The organism is Brucella lupini, from assembly GCF_002252535.1.
Taxonomy (GTDB): Bacteria; Pseudomonadota; Alphaproteobacteria; order Rhizobiales; family Rhizobiaceae; genus Brucella; species Brucella anthropi.
The window spans coordinates 46,444-61,836 of the sequence record NZ_NNRN01000044.1 but is presented as its reverse complement, the minus strand read 5'-3'; the positions used below and the strand labels follow the sequence as shown (position 1 = coordinate 61,836).

Here is a 15,393-nt window from a genome sequence, read left to right as displayed (position 1 = left end):
GCGCATGGGCGGCACCGGAGTAATCGACAACTTTCTCGGCATCTTCACCAGCTACATCGACAGCGGGTTCGGCCTCCTCGGCGGTGAGGTGGCCTTCATCGCCAGCACCTTGATCGTGATCGACGTGACGCTCGCCGCCCTGTTCTGGGCGTGGGGCGCGGATGACGACATCATCGCGCGTTTGGTCAAGAAGACCCTCTTTGTCGGGGTGTTCGCCTACATCATTTCCAATTGGAACAACCTCGCGCGCATCGTCTTCGAGTCGTTCGCCGGCCTCGGCCTCATGGCGTCCGGCACCGGATTCTCTACCGCCGATCTGTTGCGTCCCGGCCGCGTCGCCCAGACCGGCCTCGATGCCGGCCGGCCGCTGCTCGAATCCATCTCGGACCTTATGGGCTGGATCGCGGTCTTCGAGAACCTCGTGCAGATCCTTTGCCTGTTCTTCGCCTGGGCGCTGGTGATCCTCGCCTTCTTCATCCTGGCGATCCAACTCTTCGTCACCCTGATCGAGTTCAAGCTCACGACCTTGGCGGGATTCGTCCTCATTCCTTTCGGCCTGTTCGGCAAAACCGCGTTCATGGCCGAGCGCGTGCTGGGCAACGTGATCTCCTCCGGCATCAAGGTGCTGGTCCTGGCGGTCATCATCGGCATCGGCTCCACCCTCTTTGGACAATTCACCGCCGGCTTCGGCGGCGCGACGCCAACAATCGACGATGCCATGGCAATCGTCCTGGCGGCCCTTTCCCTTCTCGGCCTCGGCATCTTCGGGCCGGGCATCGCAACCGGCCTCGTTTCCGGCGGCCCGCAGCTCAGCGCCGGTGCTGCGGTCGGAACCGGCCTCGCTGTCGGCGGCGCTGCCGTCGCGGCGGGTGGCGCCACCATGTTGGCCGCGCGCGGTGGAGCCGCCGCTCTTTCCGGTGGTGCGGCACTGGCGCGTGGCGGCGCAACGGCCGCCGGCGCAGCATCCTCTGCCTATACACTCTCCTCGATGGGCGATACCGGCGCGGCCAGCGTTGCGGCCGGTATCGGCGGTGTTGCGCGTGCCGGTGTAACCGCCGCCGTCTCTCCCCTGAAACGCGCGGCTTCCCGAGCCGCTGACAGCCTCAAATCCAGCCATGACGCCGGCGTCAAAGCTGGATTCGAGAAGACCGGCGGCAGTTCTTCCATGGGAACCATCGGTGGTGGCATCTCGTCGAGCCCGGCGAGCACTCCGTCTTCCGATGGAGCGCCAGCCTGGGCGCAACGCATGCGCCGCAGCCAAGCTCTGAGTCACGGCGCCTCGGCCGCCGCCCATGCCGTCCGATCCGGTGACAGTCACGGCGGCGGCGCCTCCATCAGCCTTTCCGAAAGCGACCGCACATGAACATCTTCAAACGCCCCACCACCCATTTCGGCAAGACGCCGGAACCCGTCACGCCCTATCAGAAGGCAGCCCAAATCTGGGATGAGCGCATTGGCTCGGCGCGCGTGCAGGCCCGCAACTGGCGCTTCATGGCCTTTGGCTGCCTGATATTGTCGGCCGGCTTCGCCTCGGCGCTTGTCTGGCAATCGGCCCGAGGCACCGTCGTTCCATGGGTGGTCGAAATCGACCGCCACGGCGAGGCCCGCGCCGTCGAATCCGCCATCGCCGACTATCGGCCCACCGACCCTCAGGTCGCCTGGCACCTCGCCCGCTTCATCGAACAGGTGCGCAGCCTGCCATCCGACCCGATCATCGTCCGCCAGAATTGGCTTCGGGCCTATGAGTTTACGACCGATCGTGGCGCAGTAGCGCTCAACGACTATGCGCGGGCGAACGATCCATTCACCCGCGTTGGCCGCGAGCAGGTCTCCGTGGAGGTCTCCAGCGTCATCCGCGCCTCGCCAGACTCCTTCCGCATCGCCTGGACCGAGCAGCGTTACGAAAACGGGCAACTTGCCGCCACCGAACGCTGGACAGCGATCCTCACCATCGTCCTCCAGCAGCCCCGCACCGCCGAGCGTCTCCGTGCAAACCCCCTTGGAATCTTTGTCAACGCGATCTCGTGGTCGCGGGAGATGAGTCAATGACCAGAAATTCAGCAAAGGCCGGACATCCGGCTTTCCGTAAACCCGCAATGGCGGCTTGCCTGCTTGCAGCAACAGCGCTCGCCGGATGCGCCACCAACCGCACGCCGCAGTTCAGCTACGACGATAACGTGCCCCCATTGCCCGTGGTGCGAACCTCGGCGACCAACGACACCCCAAGGCCGCTCCATACCCCTCCGGCCTGGAGGGTCGCGCGGGGCGGAGCTGCAGCGGGCACACCAACAGGACAGGTGGGCAACGCCAATGCGGCTGCGCGTGTCGAGCCGCGCCGCGAGGGCTATTACAATGCGATCCAGATCTATCCCTGGTCGGAAGGCGCGCTGTTTCAGGTCTATGCCGCTGTCGGACAGATCACCACCATAGCGCTGGAGCCCGGCGAAAGCCTGACCGGCGCTGGCCCGATCGCTGCGGGCGATACCGCGCGCTGGATCATCGGCGACACTGAAAGCGGTTCGGGAACGACGCGGCGCGTCCATGTGCTGGTCAAGCCGACCCGCGCCGGCATCTCGACCAATCTGGTCATCACAACAGATCGCCGAACATACCTCATAGAGTTGCGCGCGAGCGACGAGACGTGGATGCCTGCGGTCGCATGGGCCTATCCTGCGCCGCCCGCCACCCAGCGCATGACCACGCCCCCCGCTCCGATCATTCCGGCCGAGACTGCGCGGAACTACCGCTACGGCCTCTCCGGCGACAACCCGCCCTGGCGGCCGATCTCCGTCTTCGACGATGGGCGCCGGGTCTATGTCGTGTTCCCACGCGGCATCATCCAGGGAGAGATGCCGCCCCTGTTTGTCATCGGATCGGGCGGCGAACCCGAGATCGTTAATAGCCGCATCTATCAGAACGTCCTCATCGTCGATCGCCTCTTCGGCGCGGCCGAACTGCGGCTGGGCTCCGGCAACCGGCAACAGACCGTCAGGATCGTCCGCGTTCAGCCCGGCCAGACCGCCGCCGCGACCAGCAGACAAGGCACGGCAACGGGAGGGTCGCCGTCATGAGCGAGACCGAAGGCCGGAAGGAGGAAGGGATGGAGCTGGCCGGAGCGGCCAACGACAAGGCGGGCTCCATGCGCCTGCGCGCCGAAGCGCCGCGCGTCACGCGCATCTCGCGCAAGGTTCTCATGGGCGCGGGCCTGGTTGCCGGTATCGGCATCGGCGGCGCGTTGATCTATGCGCTTCAAGGCGTCGATCGCGGCGGGCAGCCCGAGGAGCTGATCTCAACCGATCGCCGCCAGACCGCAGACGGCTTGCAGGGGCTTCCCGGCAGCTATGGTGACGTGCCGGTCCTCGGCCCGCCGCTGCCCGGAGATCTCGGCGGGCCGGTGCTGCGCGCCCGCGAGGAAGGCCAGCCCATCCCCGCGACCCCGATGCCGGTTCCCGCGGCCGATCCCGAGGAGCAGCGCCGCCTCGCCGAGCTGGAAGCGGCCCGCACCAGCGAGATCTTCTTCCAGATCAGGGCAGGCCAAAACACTGGCTCGCCGTCGATCCCGGCCGTTCCGGGCATGTCCGGCCTGGCGGGCGCCGCAACGCAGGACAGGCACCTTGCCTTCCTCAATGCCGAGGTGGATCGACGCACCGTCGCGACGGATCGTGTCATGGGACCCGCGTCGCCTTACATTCTTCAGGCCGGCGCGGTGATCCCTGCCGCGCTAATCACCGGCATCCGTTCGGATCTGCCGGGACAGATCACAGCCCAGGTGACGCAGAACGTCTATGACAGCCCGACCGGCGCGCTCCTGCTCATCCCACAAGGAAGCCGCCTCATCGGCGAATACGACGCCGGCGTGACCTTCGGCCAGCGCCGCGTCCTCTTGGTGTGGAATCGTCTCATCCTGCCCAACGGCCGGTCCATCGTGCTGGAGCGCCAGCGCGGTGCCGATGCGTCGGGCTATGCGGGCCTGGAAGATGGAGTGGACTACCATTGGTGGGATCTGATGAAGGCGGCGGGCCTCTCGACGCTTCTTGCCGTCGGTGCGGAGCTGGCCACGAGCGATGAGGACCGTCTTGTCCGCGCCATCCGCGAAGGGGCGCAGGACACGGTGAACCAGGCCGGCCAGCAAATCGTCCAACGGCAGCTTCAGGTCGCCCCAACGCTCACCATTCGCCCCGGCTTTCCGGTCCGCGTGATCGTCGCCCGCGATTTGGTCCTCGAGCCCTATGGAGCGCATTGATGAGCAATCTCAAACTCGGTCCATTGCCCAGACTCGGCGTGGTGCGCATCACCGTCTCGCTGCCGGAGCCACTGAAGGAGGAACTCGACCTCTACGCCGCCGAATATGGCCGGCTCTATGGCGAGGTCGATACCGCAACCCTGATCCCCCACATGCTCGAATCCTTCCTGCGGTCGGATCGCGGCTGGCGGAGCCGCAAGGCCAAGGCTGTTGGTAAATCACGACCCACGACCGGAGGCCAGCCTGGCGCGGTCGGCCGGACGAATCCGGCCGACACCGATCATTGAGCACGCCGGCCTTGCTGCTTGACGGCCAGTTCCCGCGCGAAGCTCAGGAAGCGCCGCAGGGCCGGATTGTCGCTTGAGGGTGACCAGACGGCGCTGAACGGCACGATGTCCTCGTTCGCGGTCAACGGACGCAGGGTCAGATCAGCATGGGACATGCTGGTCCAGCCCTGGGAAACCAGCGTGATGCCCTCGCCAATGGCGACCATGTGCATCAGCGTCTCGACCGTGACCTGACGATAGCTCACATCAGGATAGGTGCTGTAATCGGCGATGCGGCGCACGATATAGTCATGGACCTCCGGACCGGGCTCCATACTCGAGACGATGAACTGCTCCTGCCGCAGTTGCGGCCAGTCCACGGCATTGCTGTCCGCGAGCGGATGCTCGGCGCTCATGGCCACATGGACCCGCTCGCGCCAGAACTCCTCGACATCACAACCGGCAAGCGGCGCGTTGCCGGTAAAGAACGCGACATCCAGCTGCCGCGCACGGATTGCGCGCAGATGATCCTGTCGCCCGCCATCGAATATAACGAGCCTGACACCCGGATAGCTTTGACGATAGGTCGCGATCAGTTCGCGAAGGAATCCGCCACCAAGTGTGGTGATAATCCCGACTTTGACCGTGCCCTCTTCGACCCTGCCTGCGGCGCCGGCGCGTTGCAGGACGGCCTCCGCCATCTGGAGAACAGGAATGATGTCATCGAGCAGCTGGCTGCCGGCATCGGTGAGGCGCACCCCGGAGGTGGAGCGCTCAAACAGGGAGATGCCGATAGCATCCTCGAAATTGCGTACCTGACGGCTGACGCTGGACACTTTCATTCCAAGGGCGCCGGCGGCACCGGAAAAACTCATCTGCTCGGCAGCGGCGAGGACATAGCGCAACGCCCTCATATCAAATGGAAGTCCGTCCGAAGGCCAACGTACAGGCCGCTCCCAACGTGGCGCGTTCGATTTCTCCATCGCCGGCCATCCTCCCTCGTGTCCCTCTCCCTTCGTTCGCGCTAGGTTTCCTCGTTGGCCGCTCCCATCGCAGTCCTTATAAATGAGACAGCATCCTCGCTCGCCCATTCGGCCGGACCGTTCATATGGGCGAGAAGACACCCCTCTCCATTAACCAACAGCGTAACCGGCAGGCCCAGCGCTAAGCCCTGCTTCTTAAGGCCGTTGAATAGGGAGAGTGTCTGTTCGCTATAGTATCTAAGATTGTCGATCCCGATTTCCTTGAGAAAAGCCAGCGGTTTGTCATTTCCGCCGGTATCGAGGTTTACGGCAATAACCTCGAATTTTTCGCCTCCCACTTCATTTTGAAGTGCGTCGAGCGCCGGCATCTCCTCACGACAGGGAGCGCACCATGTCGCCCACAGATTAATCAGCAGCGTTTTTCCCTCGAAGTCGCCGACGCTTACTGGTGATCCGTCCGGCCCACTGAATGTCATTCCACGCATAGATCGCGGCTTTTCTGTCGTAAGCATTGCCGCGACCGCGCCCTTTGAGGCACTCCTTATCGCCGTCAACTGATCTGGCGAAACTGAGCAACTATCCGATACCGCGGCTTCAGCGACGCTCTTTTGCCTTTCATCGGAAAAGCCGCCTGATACCAAAATGCCACCCAGTCCGGCCAACATTCCAGCAACCATAGCTAAAACTATCCAGACACCGGTAGACGGCCCGGCGTTGTCTTTTGCCATTTGTAGCAACCTCCCGATTATTGATTCGCCATTACGCCACGAGCGCTGATCAGTATTTATCCATCCCGTTGACGGATCAGGCGCTTCAACTTCGAAAGCATGACACTCGCTTCTTCCTCGTAGTCCATGGTGCCGAAAAACCTTCCGTCCGCATCCATGAGGATAACGCTGGCCGTGTGATCCATCGTATAATCACCACCCTCGAGCGGGACCTTCGCATGGTAGATCTTGTATGCCTTTGCGACGGAATCGATCTGTTCGGCGGTGCCGGTAAGCCCGATGATGCGGTCATCGAACGCCTCGAGATACTGCTTCATCTCCTCAGGCCCATCGCGCTCTGAATCAACAGAGACGAACACGAAATTGAGCTTGTCCGCATCCGGACCGAGCTGCTTTGCTAATGTTGTCAGTTCGAACAACGTGGTCGGGCACACATCCGGGCAGTATGTGAAGCCGAAGAAGACTGCGCTCGGCTTGCCTAGCAGATCTTTCTCCGTCACTGTCTGGCCTTCGGTTCCAACCAATTGGAACGGCCCGCCTACAGTGGCGACACCAGTGCTTCGGAACTGAATATTCGGTTGTCGCTCCTTGGAGATGATAGTAACGGCTGCGAGGGCCATGCCGACTGCAAGCACCGCAGCCGAAAGTAGTCCGATCGTTCTCCCTCGCATCAGTTTTCTCCATCATGCGATGACGCAGAGCCACCCTGATGATCCGACTGCGCCTGGCCGAGGGCCCCGGCCGCGAACTCAACCTCTACCGAACCGGCCAACTCAAACTGAAGAGTGACTGGCACCATGTCCCCTTCTTTGATCGGCTTGACGAGGTCGATCAGCATGAGATGGTATCCGCCTGGGGCGAGCTCAATCTTGCCACCGGCGGAAATGACCATCCCGTCAGGCACCGGGCGCATTTTCATAATGCCGTCGCTCATTTCCATTTTGTGGATTTCGACGCGTGATGCCGCGGTAGAGCTGGCCCCCACGAGCCTGTCAGTCACGGCCCCATTGTTGACCGCGTCGAAATATCCGCCGCCAACCTTTGCTGCCGGAGACGTAGCACGTGTCCAGGGATGATTAATCACGATGTCGCCAACACGAAAATCATGCGCGAACGCTGTGGATGCAGAGACGAAGGCGGCAGTTGCCGCGAGGATACGGATATACTTGAGCATTGATTTCTCCATGCAACAAAACGAGCGCAGGAACGCGCCGGATCGATTTTCTGTCAGATGAAGAATGAAGGTGGCGCCCGCGCTCCGAGGGACGGGACGACGAGTATGTCCGGCGGATCACCCTTTTCGAGCGGCTGCATGCGCTCTCCGGGCGAACCATGCGGTATCAGCGCAAGCAGATCTAACCATACCGGAGGCACCGTCGGCCCTGATGAAGCGGCAGACTTGCAAAGTGCCGCGCAACAGTCCTTACCGAGAAATCCGAGCGGGTTATCCGGGCTGCTATATTTGTTGCCGGACGGCGCACAGATGACGAACACTGGTGCAGACGGGCTGATAATCATAACCGTCTTGGCGTAAGCCGATGCCAGGCCCTGAAGCAAAATGAGGTAAGCAAGCAAGCCGACGGCGAGACCGGTTATCCAGCATCCACTTCTTATTCCGCGTGCAAGTTGCATGGCTAAAAGCTTAACTGGCCCCGTCAATACCGTCGATGTGACATGTCGCAACACTCAATCGGCGGCAACTCGGAATGAAACGACATAATGAGCGTCGCATGGAACAAGATCTCTAAAGGATTATAGAGCTTTCATGCAGCGGGATGGCAGCACCTTCCTTTGGTTCAGGCTTTGCGCTGCCATCCAGTATTGATTTGTCAGACAGGTTCAGGCCGCCGGAACGGCATTCAGAAGTTCGTCAAATAGCTTCTTTGCTTTAGGAGGGTGTTTGGCTGCTCTGGCGTCTTCCAGATTGACGGGAGCTCCAACAGAAATGAGCATCACCATTCCCATTCCGTAGTGAGGTGCGCATTTCACACCATAAACTCCTTCCTTTTCGATAGTGATGGTGATTTCCTCATTGAGTTTTCCTGCAAACGCCTGAGCTCCTTCGGGAAGCATCTCCTTGATGCTAACTGCGTTGTGAGACTTATCTGTAGGAACGAATGTCACCGTGTCGCCGGGAGCTGCCCGAACAAAGTCGGGTTCATACACCATGGGACCTTTCTTTCCCTTGTTCAGCATCTGGACCTTGTGATTGGTTCCGGACTGTGCGCGCGCAGACAACCCAGACACGACCGTAAGCGCAGTTGCACCTGCGAGTATCTCGCGTCTTGTCAGCATATCAAACTCCTTGATGTTGTTAGCGGTGAACTCGTTCCCCTTGCCTGACTCCTTTCGGTCAGGTTGTTTGCGATTTTTGCATCGGTTAACGGGCGAGGGACGTCCTGCTCTCTCGGCGTTAGCGAATGCGAGATGCGATAGACCGATGCGGGCGGAATGTTTCGGATGACGCTTCCGAGCAATTCAGCTTTCAATCCGCATTTAAGAAGGATGCCTGCAGGAACAGGGCAGCGTATGCCATAGGTGAACTGAAACATGTGGCCGCTCGGCTCAAGCCTGAGCGCCGCGCTCCGGACGATCCGGTAGATGCTCCGGGCAGACATCGACAGAAGTGGCAGACCGCTTACGATGGCATCGTATTTTGCATCCTTATCGACCCCTGCCGCCGACAGGCGCGCGGCGTTGCCTCGAACGATCCTGATGCCGGGGAAACGTTCAGAGAGCAAATCTGCGAAACATTCATCCAGTTCGACCAGGGTTAGTTGGTCCCGAACAAGCCCCCGCGCCAATAGGGCCTCTGTAAAGACACCTGTGCCTGGTCCAAGCTCAAGGACCCTTCCGTCGGTGTAACCGACTGCATTTGCCATAAGCCCGGCCAGAACCGGGCTGGAAGGCATGACCGCGCCTACCGTCAGCGGATCAGCGACCCAACGGCGAAGAAACGTCAGATATTGCGACCTCTGAAACACTATCGAGCGCTGCCTATGTTCGGATTCCCCGCCATGCGAGAAGGCGCATCGCATTGGCGGTGACGAGAACGGTTGCGCCGGTATCAGCAAGGATCGCGGGCCAGAGCCCAGTAATCCCGAGCACGGTCGTTACGAGGAAAACGGCTTTCAGCCCAAGCGAGATAACGATGTTCTGCCAGATGTTGCTCATCGTCAGCCGCGACAGGGACACCATGTTCGCGACGTCTTTCACCCGGCCATGCAAGATCGCAGCATCCGCCGTTTCGAGCGCAACGTCGGTTCCACCGCCCATGGCAATGCCGATGTCGGCGGCGGCAAGCGCGGGCGCGTCGTTGATGCCATCGCCTACCTTGGCTACAAAACGGCCTTCCCGCCGCATTTCGCCGATCATCCGCTGCTTGTCCTGCGGCATCAGCTCAGCGCGAGCTTCCATTCCAAGCGAAGCGGCGATGGCTTTCGCGGTACGAGTGTTGTCGCCGGTGAGCATGACAGAGTCCGCCCCGAGTTCGCGCAGAAGCGCGATACCCTCTTTTGCGTCCTCGCGCGGTTCGTCGCGCATAGCGACCAGACCGGCAATCTCTTTGCCGGCAAGAAGCACGGAAACTGTCTTGCCTTCATCGTTGAGCGAGGCGATCCGGGCGGCAAGCGCGGCATCGATCTGAACCTCCTCTGCGGCCGCACGGGGCGATGCAAGAAACAGCTTTTCGCCGTTGAGCGTGCCAACCACTCCTTTCCCGCCAACCGCACCGGCCTCCGACGCAGTGGTCAGCGGCACGCCTTCGCTGTCAGCTTTTGCAAGGATGGCGACGGCAAGAGGATGGCTCGATCCCACCTCGAGCGCCGCCGCGAGACGCAGGGTCTCCCGTTCATCCCTTGCGACACCGATGATGTCGGTCACCTTCGGTTTGCCTTCCGTCAGGGTTCCGGTCTTGTCAAAGGCGACCCGGTTTACCTTGCCGAGATTCTCCAGCACCGAGCCGCCCTTCATCAGCAAGCCACGTCGCGCGCCCGCTGAGAGTGCGGCGGCGATTGCCGCCGGTGTCGAGATGACCAGCGCACACGGGCAACCGATCAGCAGGACCGCAAGGCCGCGATAGATCCACGTGGCCCATTCCGCGCCAACGACTAACGGGGGAATGATTGCGATCAGCGCAGCCACCACCATCACGCCGGGCGTGTAATATCTGGAGAAGCGGTCGATGAAGCGCTCGGTCGGGGCCTTGGTCTCCTGCGCTTCCTCTACGAGAGTGATGATACGGGCAATCGTGTTGTCGGCAGCAGCGGCCGTAACCCGCACCCGAAGCACGCCTTCCTGATTGACGGTACCGGCGAATACGTTGTCGCCTTCTTCCTTGCGCTTAGGCACCGACTCGCCCGTAACCGGCGCCTCGTCGACAGCACTCTCACCCGACAACACCACGCCGTCAGCCGGCACACGATCGCCGGGACGCACCAACACGATAGCGTCGACCGTAAGGCTCTCGGCCGGGACGGTCTTCGTCGCACCGTCTATCTCGAGCAGGGCCGTTTTAGGCATCAGTGTTGCAAGAGCGCGAATGGATGCTCGCGCGCGCCCGGTTGCAATGCCTTCGAGAAGCTCACCCACGAGGAACAGGAAAACGACAACCGCCGCCTCCTCGGACGCATCGATGATCACGGCGCCTACGGCCGCTACCGTCATCAATGTCTCGATCGTGAACGGGCTGCCGTTCAACGCGCCGAACAGGGCACGCCGGGCGATGGGGACGAGCCCGACCGCCATGGCAACGACGAAACCCCAAGGCTGCGTCTGGGGGTAAAGCTGTGCAAGGCCGAAAGCGATCGCCAGCGCGGCCCCGCATAATATGGTCAGTCGCGCCTTGGAGGATTTCCACCATGGCCCGTCAGAAGGTCCGTGATCGTGCCCGTGCAGGCCCGCGAGAGCGTCCGACTGGCCGGTGCTCTCACTCGAATGATTGTGAGTTCCCTCGGCATGATCATGGTCGCAATCGGGGCCGTGACGATGCACCGCGCCTTCCATTGCGACGGGAGAATCCGTCGCGGTAATCGGGACGGTCTTGTATCCGAGGCTACCAATCTTTTTGGCGAGTGCGTCTATGTCAATGCGGTCGCCATGGGTCACGGTCATTGTTCCGGCCACAACCGAAACCTTGACGTCTGCGACGTCGTTGAGGCGACGTACAGCAGTGTCGATCTTCGTGGCGCAGCTTGCGCAATCCATGCCCTCGACCCTGAAGCGGGTCTGGCGTTCAGCAGCACTCATGGCTGGTCTCCTGTCATACAGGAGCAAATTTATAAAACCTCAGGTGGCTGGAGGGTCAAGCACAATTATCGATTTGGTGCGGCTTGTTGACTTTTACCGACAGGTCCGTGAATTGGCAGATTTAATAGAGAAAGCGTGGGGGCATTTTGTCTGTTTGCCGTCGTCGTCTGGCCGACTTCTTCATTCCATTGGTCGCTCTGGCGCAGGTTATCTATTTTGGAGCCCAGCTCGGTTCGCACCTGCTTGCCCGTGATTTGTGGGCAGCGGACATGGCGAACTTTGTTCGGCCACACCTTCTCGCTGCGGGAATAGGGCTGTTTGCAACTGGCCTGCTGTTGCCATCCCGGCTAACGCGGGTGGGCGCTGTGATCTCATGTCTTGCTGCTATTTTTCCGTTCGTCTTCCTGCCCGCCCCGGCCAGCGAAAGCGACGGCGTTCGGTTCACGATTGTTTCCGCTAATGTCCTCTCGGACAATCGCAACCCACGACCGTTTCTCGCCATCGCGGAAGTCGCTTCGAGCGATATCATCGTGCTTCAGGAAGTGCGTCCCGTCTGGCAGGACGCGCTGGTCGACAGCGGATTATGGCGCTACGAAAGCAACCGCGACCTTCGGGCAAATACCGACATGAAGGTGTTCAGCCGCTTTCCGATCGTCAGCGAGGAGGTTGTCTCACCAGCAAGCCGTGACACGGGAGGCCGGCACCCGCTCAGGCTCGAGCTCCTGATCGAAGGCAGGCCGGTGGTTCTCTATGCTGTTCACGCGCAAACTCCGCGGAGGCCATCGATGTGGCGAGAGCGGGCCGCGTATTTTCGCGATCTGACACAAGCGCTACAGTACGAAGATGGTGATGCAGCTGTCATGATCGCTGGAGACTGGAATATGCCACCCTGGTCGCTCTTTTTTCAGGACTTTCTCGCAGAAACTGGCTACCGCACTACGGAATCCGCGTGGTGGCCAGCACCTACGCGATTTAGCACCCGCTTCGGCAACATACCCGCGCTGGGCACACCGATCGACAGGATTGTCATCTCGCCTAATATGGGGCTTGTCAGCCTCAATCTCGGACCGCGCTTTCAATCGAACCATCTTCCGGTTATCGCGCGGCTTTCTCTCCCCTAAATTTGGGTCCTGTTTCGCTTGATCAAACGGTTGCCAGGAAAAATCTCGTGCGCTCGCGAATATTGTTGTCTCTGCTGGCCGGTACCGCTTCCACCATTGCAGTTACTATTGCCGCAAATGCCATGCCGACCGGCGTCTTTCTGTTCCATCCTGGTGCCACGGCTCCTAGCGCAGACGAATGCCGCAGTCTTACTGTGCGTGTCCGGCCCTCCGTGGAAAAAGCTGAGGCGTGGTACTGGGGACGCGCGCCGTTCGGCTCGGATTTGGAGTTCTACATGTTCCTGAGTCAAACAAGGATGGAAACGACGTTTTCGGCCGAAGGCGACTACGACACGGGCGAGCTTCGCAATCTGCAAACGAAAGGCGATGAGACCACCTTTGACCTGATACCCGACGAACATCCCGCGGAAATCATAAGGGGATCGATCAGGCAGAGCGGCGACGGGTCGGTGCTTGCCATTACGCTATATGGCGTTCCCATGAGTGCGGCCGAAACGGACCGAGTTACGTATTACTGCAGCTTCGATGCGGACACGCAAACCTGATGGTCAGTGTTCGGTTGTGCAGAGATCGTGGTTCGCGAGCGATCTGATGACATAGCAATCCTTCATATGGCCATCGTGACACGTGCCGACCATCCGGGCGAGTTCGTGCTCGAGTCGCGCCAGTCGGTCGATCTTGTCACGAACCATATTCAGTTGGCGTACGGCAATCTGATCGGCATCCTTACACGGGCGCTCGGGATGAGCGCTAAGATCGAGGAGTTCACGGATAGCCTCAATAGTGAAGCCGAGATCACGTGCATGCTTGATGAACGCCAGGCGTTCCCCGTCCGACGGTTCAAAACGGCGCTGATTACCCTCCGTCCGGTCTGCGGGCTTCATCAAGCCCATTTCCTCATAGTACCTTATGGTCGGGACCTTCACCCCTGTCTGCTTTGACAGCTCTCCAATGGTCAGCAAACATTGTCTCCTTTTTCATTCTCAGCCCAGACTCATGTCCTCCCCGCCGCTCTGCAACAGGGCATATTGTCCGACGCGCTGAACTATTTGTGATCATCGTCAGTGAACGCAGACCTGTATCTTGGGCAATCCTCCGATTGGGCAATCATGAAGCCAAACCTGTACCACCTCCTCCTGACCGTAGCTTTGGTTCCCGGTTTTACAGCTGACGCCGGTGCTCGGGAAATTCAAGTATCGCACGAGAGTTCATCGCAAGTGCTTCAGATCGAGCATGCAGAGGTGCTCATCTCCTCCGCAGATACTTCGTCGTCGACGATGTATCTGACGATATGGAACGGAACGACATCCTCCGAAAATCTTGTCAGTGTCGAAAGCGACAGCTTCACCGGCTTTAGGGTTTCCAGAAACACCTTCGGCCGGCGTGAGCGAATAAGCAACGTTCTGACGATCCCCGGCCATGCCGAGCTGAAGATGGTGGAACCGGGAATTCATCTGGCGCTTGACGGATTTGTCGCCAATCCACTCCGGCCAAATACCATTCCAATCACATTACGCTTCGAAGGCGGCGGCTCCATCACGATGAATGCCAAAATTGTGCAGGACAAAGGAGACCTGACCCACCATCGTCATGGCGAACAAGATACCCCGTTCAAGTGATGCGCGATGACCGTAATCGGTCGGTAAATGCAACGCTAAAAAGCGCAGATAGATTTTCAAGACATTTGAATCTAATTTATCATATTGATTTTATTTGATTTTTCCCGCTTTCGCATAGGTTGTCTCCGTCAACAATCGGAGAGGCCGAGCAATGAGGATTATCTGGGGCGCAGCAATTGTTTTTCTCATGCTTTGCTCAGCAGCGCTGGCAAGCGCAGCGCATTACAATCCCACGCAATCCGGTCGCAATAACATGACGACGTTTGGGGTAACCTCGGTACCGTACGGCTACTATGACTACTGTCAGCGTTACAGTGATCGCTGCGCACGCCGGGCGGGCGGCACGATGATCGAACTGACGCGACCCGCATGGAGCGACATCGTTCGCATCAATGCTGAAGTGAACAGCATTCCCGCCTTCACGGACATGGAAATCTACGGCGTAGAGGAATTCTGGGAATACCCGACCAGCGCAGCGGATTGTGAAGACTACGCCCTTCTCAAACGCCAGCGACTGAACGAAATGGGCTATCCGCTGGGCGCGCTGCTGCTGACGACTGCACGAGATGCCAGAGGCGGCGGTCACGCTGTACTCACCGTCGTCACTTCGCTGGGAGACTTCATCCTCGACAATCTTGAACAGAAAGTTCTGCTGTGGAGCGACGCGAAGATCTACTTCCTCAAGCGCCAGTCTCAGCGCAACCTCAACCAGTGGGTGAGCCTGCGCACCGACGAGGAACTCCTTATATCGTCCGGCAACAGCCAGGCGCCTTCCACAGCTGCGACAAATGTGAAGAAGTAAACGGCGAAATCTCCGTATATCATCTCCATGGAATTGTGACCGAGAACCAGACACGCCAGAGCAAACACCAGTGTCAGAGCGCCGTAAGCGGCGACACCCGCAGCAAAGAACGAAAATACATAAAGCAGCATTAACTGGACCGCATGTCTCCCAAGACTGCGGTCCATTGTTTCACGGGAGAATGGAACCGACCATTCAAAGCTGGGTGATCCAGATGTTACCCCTGCGTCGACACCGCTACAGGAGGACGTGTCTCGACTCGTATGTGATACAGGCTGAAGCTGAACACAGCGGCGATGAAAAGGACGAGCCCGAGAAGCACGACCATGTTCATTTTTGATCGGCGGCGAGTGAGTCGCTGCGTTTCTTCACTACTCAGTTGTT

The 15,393-nt window shown here is 59.9% G+C and carries 18 protein-coding genes; 9 read left to right on the top strand and 9 right to left on the bottom strand.

Annotated features, from left to right (window positions below):
* The first annotated feature begins 4 nt into the window (after positions 1–4).
* Genes trbL through CES86_RS10160 form a run of 5 tightly spaced genes read left to right on the top strand, consistent with a single transcriptional unit; the run spans position 5 to position 4,530 of the window.
* Positions 5–1,363, top strand: coding sequence for a P-type conjugative transfer protein TrbL (gene trbL, locus CES86_RS10180; protein WP_094514328.1), 1,359 nt, complete (start codon positions 5–7; stop codon positions 1,361–1,363).
* The gene (trbF, locus tag CES86_RS10175; protein ID WP_094514326.1) at positions 1,360–2,049 is read left to right on the top strand and encodes a conjugal transfer protein TrbF; all 690 of its coding nucleotides are present in this window, start codon (positions 1,360–1,362) and stop codon (positions 2,047–2,049) included. Before trbL ends, trbF begins: the two co-directional genes overlap by 4 nt.
* Positions 2,046–3,071 carry a P-type conjugative transfer protein TrbG gene (gene trbG, locus CES86_RS10170; protein ID WP_094514324.1) on the top strand — a complete coding sequence of 342 codons (1,026 nt, stop codon included), beginning with the start codon at positions 2,046–2,048 and terminating at the stop codon, positions 3,069–3,071. Before trbF ends, trbG begins: the two co-directional genes overlap by 4 nt.
* On the top strand, positions 3,068–4,243 hold the full coding sequence (locus CES86_RS10165; RefSeq protein WP_374828138.1) for a TrbI/VirB10 family protein: 1,176 nt from the start codon (positions 3,068–3,070) through the stop codon (positions 4,241–4,243). Before trbG ends, CES86_RS10165 begins: the two co-directional genes overlap by 4 nt.
* On the top strand, positions 4,243–4,530 hold the full coding sequence (locus CES86_RS10160) for a DUF2274 domain-containing protein (RefSeq protein WP_094514323.1): 288 nt from the start codon (positions 4,243–4,245) through the stop codon (positions 4,528–4,530). Before CES86_RS10165 ends, CES86_RS10160 begins: the two co-directional genes overlap by 1 nt.
* On the opposite strand, the gene CES86_RS10155 is transcribed toward CES86_RS10160, so the two are convergent.
* The 8 genes from CES86_RS10155 to CES86_RS10120 form a co-directional block, all read right to left on the bottom strand.
* Entirely contained in the window at positions 4,524–5,492 is a 969-nt protein-coding gene (locus tag CES86_RS10155; protein ID WP_036589061.1) for a LysR family transcriptional regulator, read from the bottom strand. The genes CES86_RS10160 and CES86_RS10155 overlap by 7 nt on opposite strands.
* A 41-nt stretch (positions 5,493–5,533) precedes the next feature.
* The gene (gene tlpA, locus CES86_RS10150) at positions 5,534–6,220 is read right to left on the bottom strand and encodes a thiol:disulfide interchange protein TlpA (protein ID WP_094514322.1); all 687 of its coding nucleotides are present in this window, start codon (positions 6,218–6,220) and stop codon (positions 5,534–5,536) included.
* Positions 6,221–6,276: 56 nt separating this feature from the next.
* Complete coding sequence (locus CES86_RS10145) at positions 6,277–6,891, bottom strand: SCO family protein (protein WP_094514320.1); 615 nt, start codon at positions 6,889–6,891, stop codon at positions 6,277–6,279.
* Positions 6,891–7,394 (bottom strand): copper chaperone PCu(A)C, encoded by a 504-nt coding sequence (locus CES86_RS10140; protein WP_094514319.1) that lies wholly within the window; start codon positions 7,392–7,394, stop codon positions 6,891–6,893. The genes CES86_RS10145 and CES86_RS10140 overlap by 1 nt, the downstream gene beginning before the upstream one ends.
* Before the next feature lie 53 nt (positions 7,395–7,447).
* Positions 7,448–7,852 carry a hypothetical protein gene (locus tag CES86_RS10135; protein ID WP_143851077.1) on the bottom strand — a complete coding sequence of 135 codons (405 nt, stop codon included), beginning with the start codon at positions 7,850–7,852 and terminating at the stop codon, positions 7,448–7,450.
* 207 nt (positions 7,853–8,059) lie between these two features.
* Positions 8,060–8,515, bottom strand: a complete 456-nt coding sequence (locus CES86_RS10130) for a pseudoazurin (protein ID WP_094514317.1) — start codon at positions 8,513–8,515, stop codon at positions 8,060–8,062.
* The gene (locus CES86_RS10125) at positions 8,509–9,204 is read right to left on the bottom strand and encodes a class I SAM-dependent methyltransferase (protein ID WP_094514315.1); all 696 of its coding nucleotides are present in this window, start codon (positions 9,202–9,204) and stop codon (positions 8,509–8,511) included. The genes CES86_RS10130 and CES86_RS10125 overlap by 7 nt, the downstream gene beginning before the upstream one ends.
* A gap of 13 nt (positions 9,205–9,217) precedes the next feature.
* Positions 9,218–11,467, bottom strand: a complete 2,250-nt coding sequence (locus CES86_RS10120) for a heavy metal translocating P-type ATPase (protein WP_094514313.1) — start codon at positions 11,465–11,467, stop codon at positions 9,218–9,220.
* 146 nt (positions 11,468–11,613) lie between these two features.
* Between CES86_RS10120 and CES86_RS10115 the strand changes: the two genes are divergently transcribed.
* Complete coding sequence (locus tag CES86_RS10115) at positions 11,614–12,588, top strand: endonuclease/exonuclease/phosphatase family protein (protein WP_235819904.1); 975 nt, start codon at positions 11,614–11,616, stop codon at positions 12,586–12,588.
* A 47-nt stretch (positions 12,589–12,635) separates the two neighbouring features.
* On the top strand, positions 12,636–13,133 hold the full coding sequence (locus CES86_RS10110) for a hypothetical protein (protein ID WP_192800269.1): 498 nt from the start codon (positions 12,636–12,638) through the stop codon (positions 13,131–13,133).
* 3 nt (positions 13,134–13,136) lie between these two features.
* Here the strand turns inward: CES86_RS10110 and CES86_RS10105 are convergent, their stop codons facing one another.
* Positions 13,137–13,550: a MerR family transcriptional regulator gene (locus CES86_RS10105; protein WP_094514312.1), complete on the bottom strand. Its 414-nt coding sequence runs from the start codon at positions 13,548–13,550 to the stop codon at positions 13,137–13,139.
* A gap of 102 nt (positions 13,551–13,652) precedes the next feature.
* Here CES86_RS10105 and CES86_RS10100 point away from each other — a divergent pair, with 102 nt between their 5' ends.
* Positions 13,653–14,207 (top strand): copper chaperone PCu(A)C, encoded by a 555-nt coding sequence (locus CES86_RS10100; protein ID WP_143851076.1) that lies wholly within the window; start codon positions 13,653–13,655, stop codon positions 14,205–14,207.
* Between the two features lie 151 nt (positions 14,208–14,358).
* Positions 14,359–15,009, top strand: a complete 651-nt coding sequence (locus tag CES86_RS10095; protein ID WP_094514309.1) for a transglutaminase-like cysteine peptidase — start codon at positions 14,359–14,361, stop codon at positions 15,007–15,009.
* The last annotated feature ends 384 nt before the right edge of the window (positions 15,010–15,393 follow it).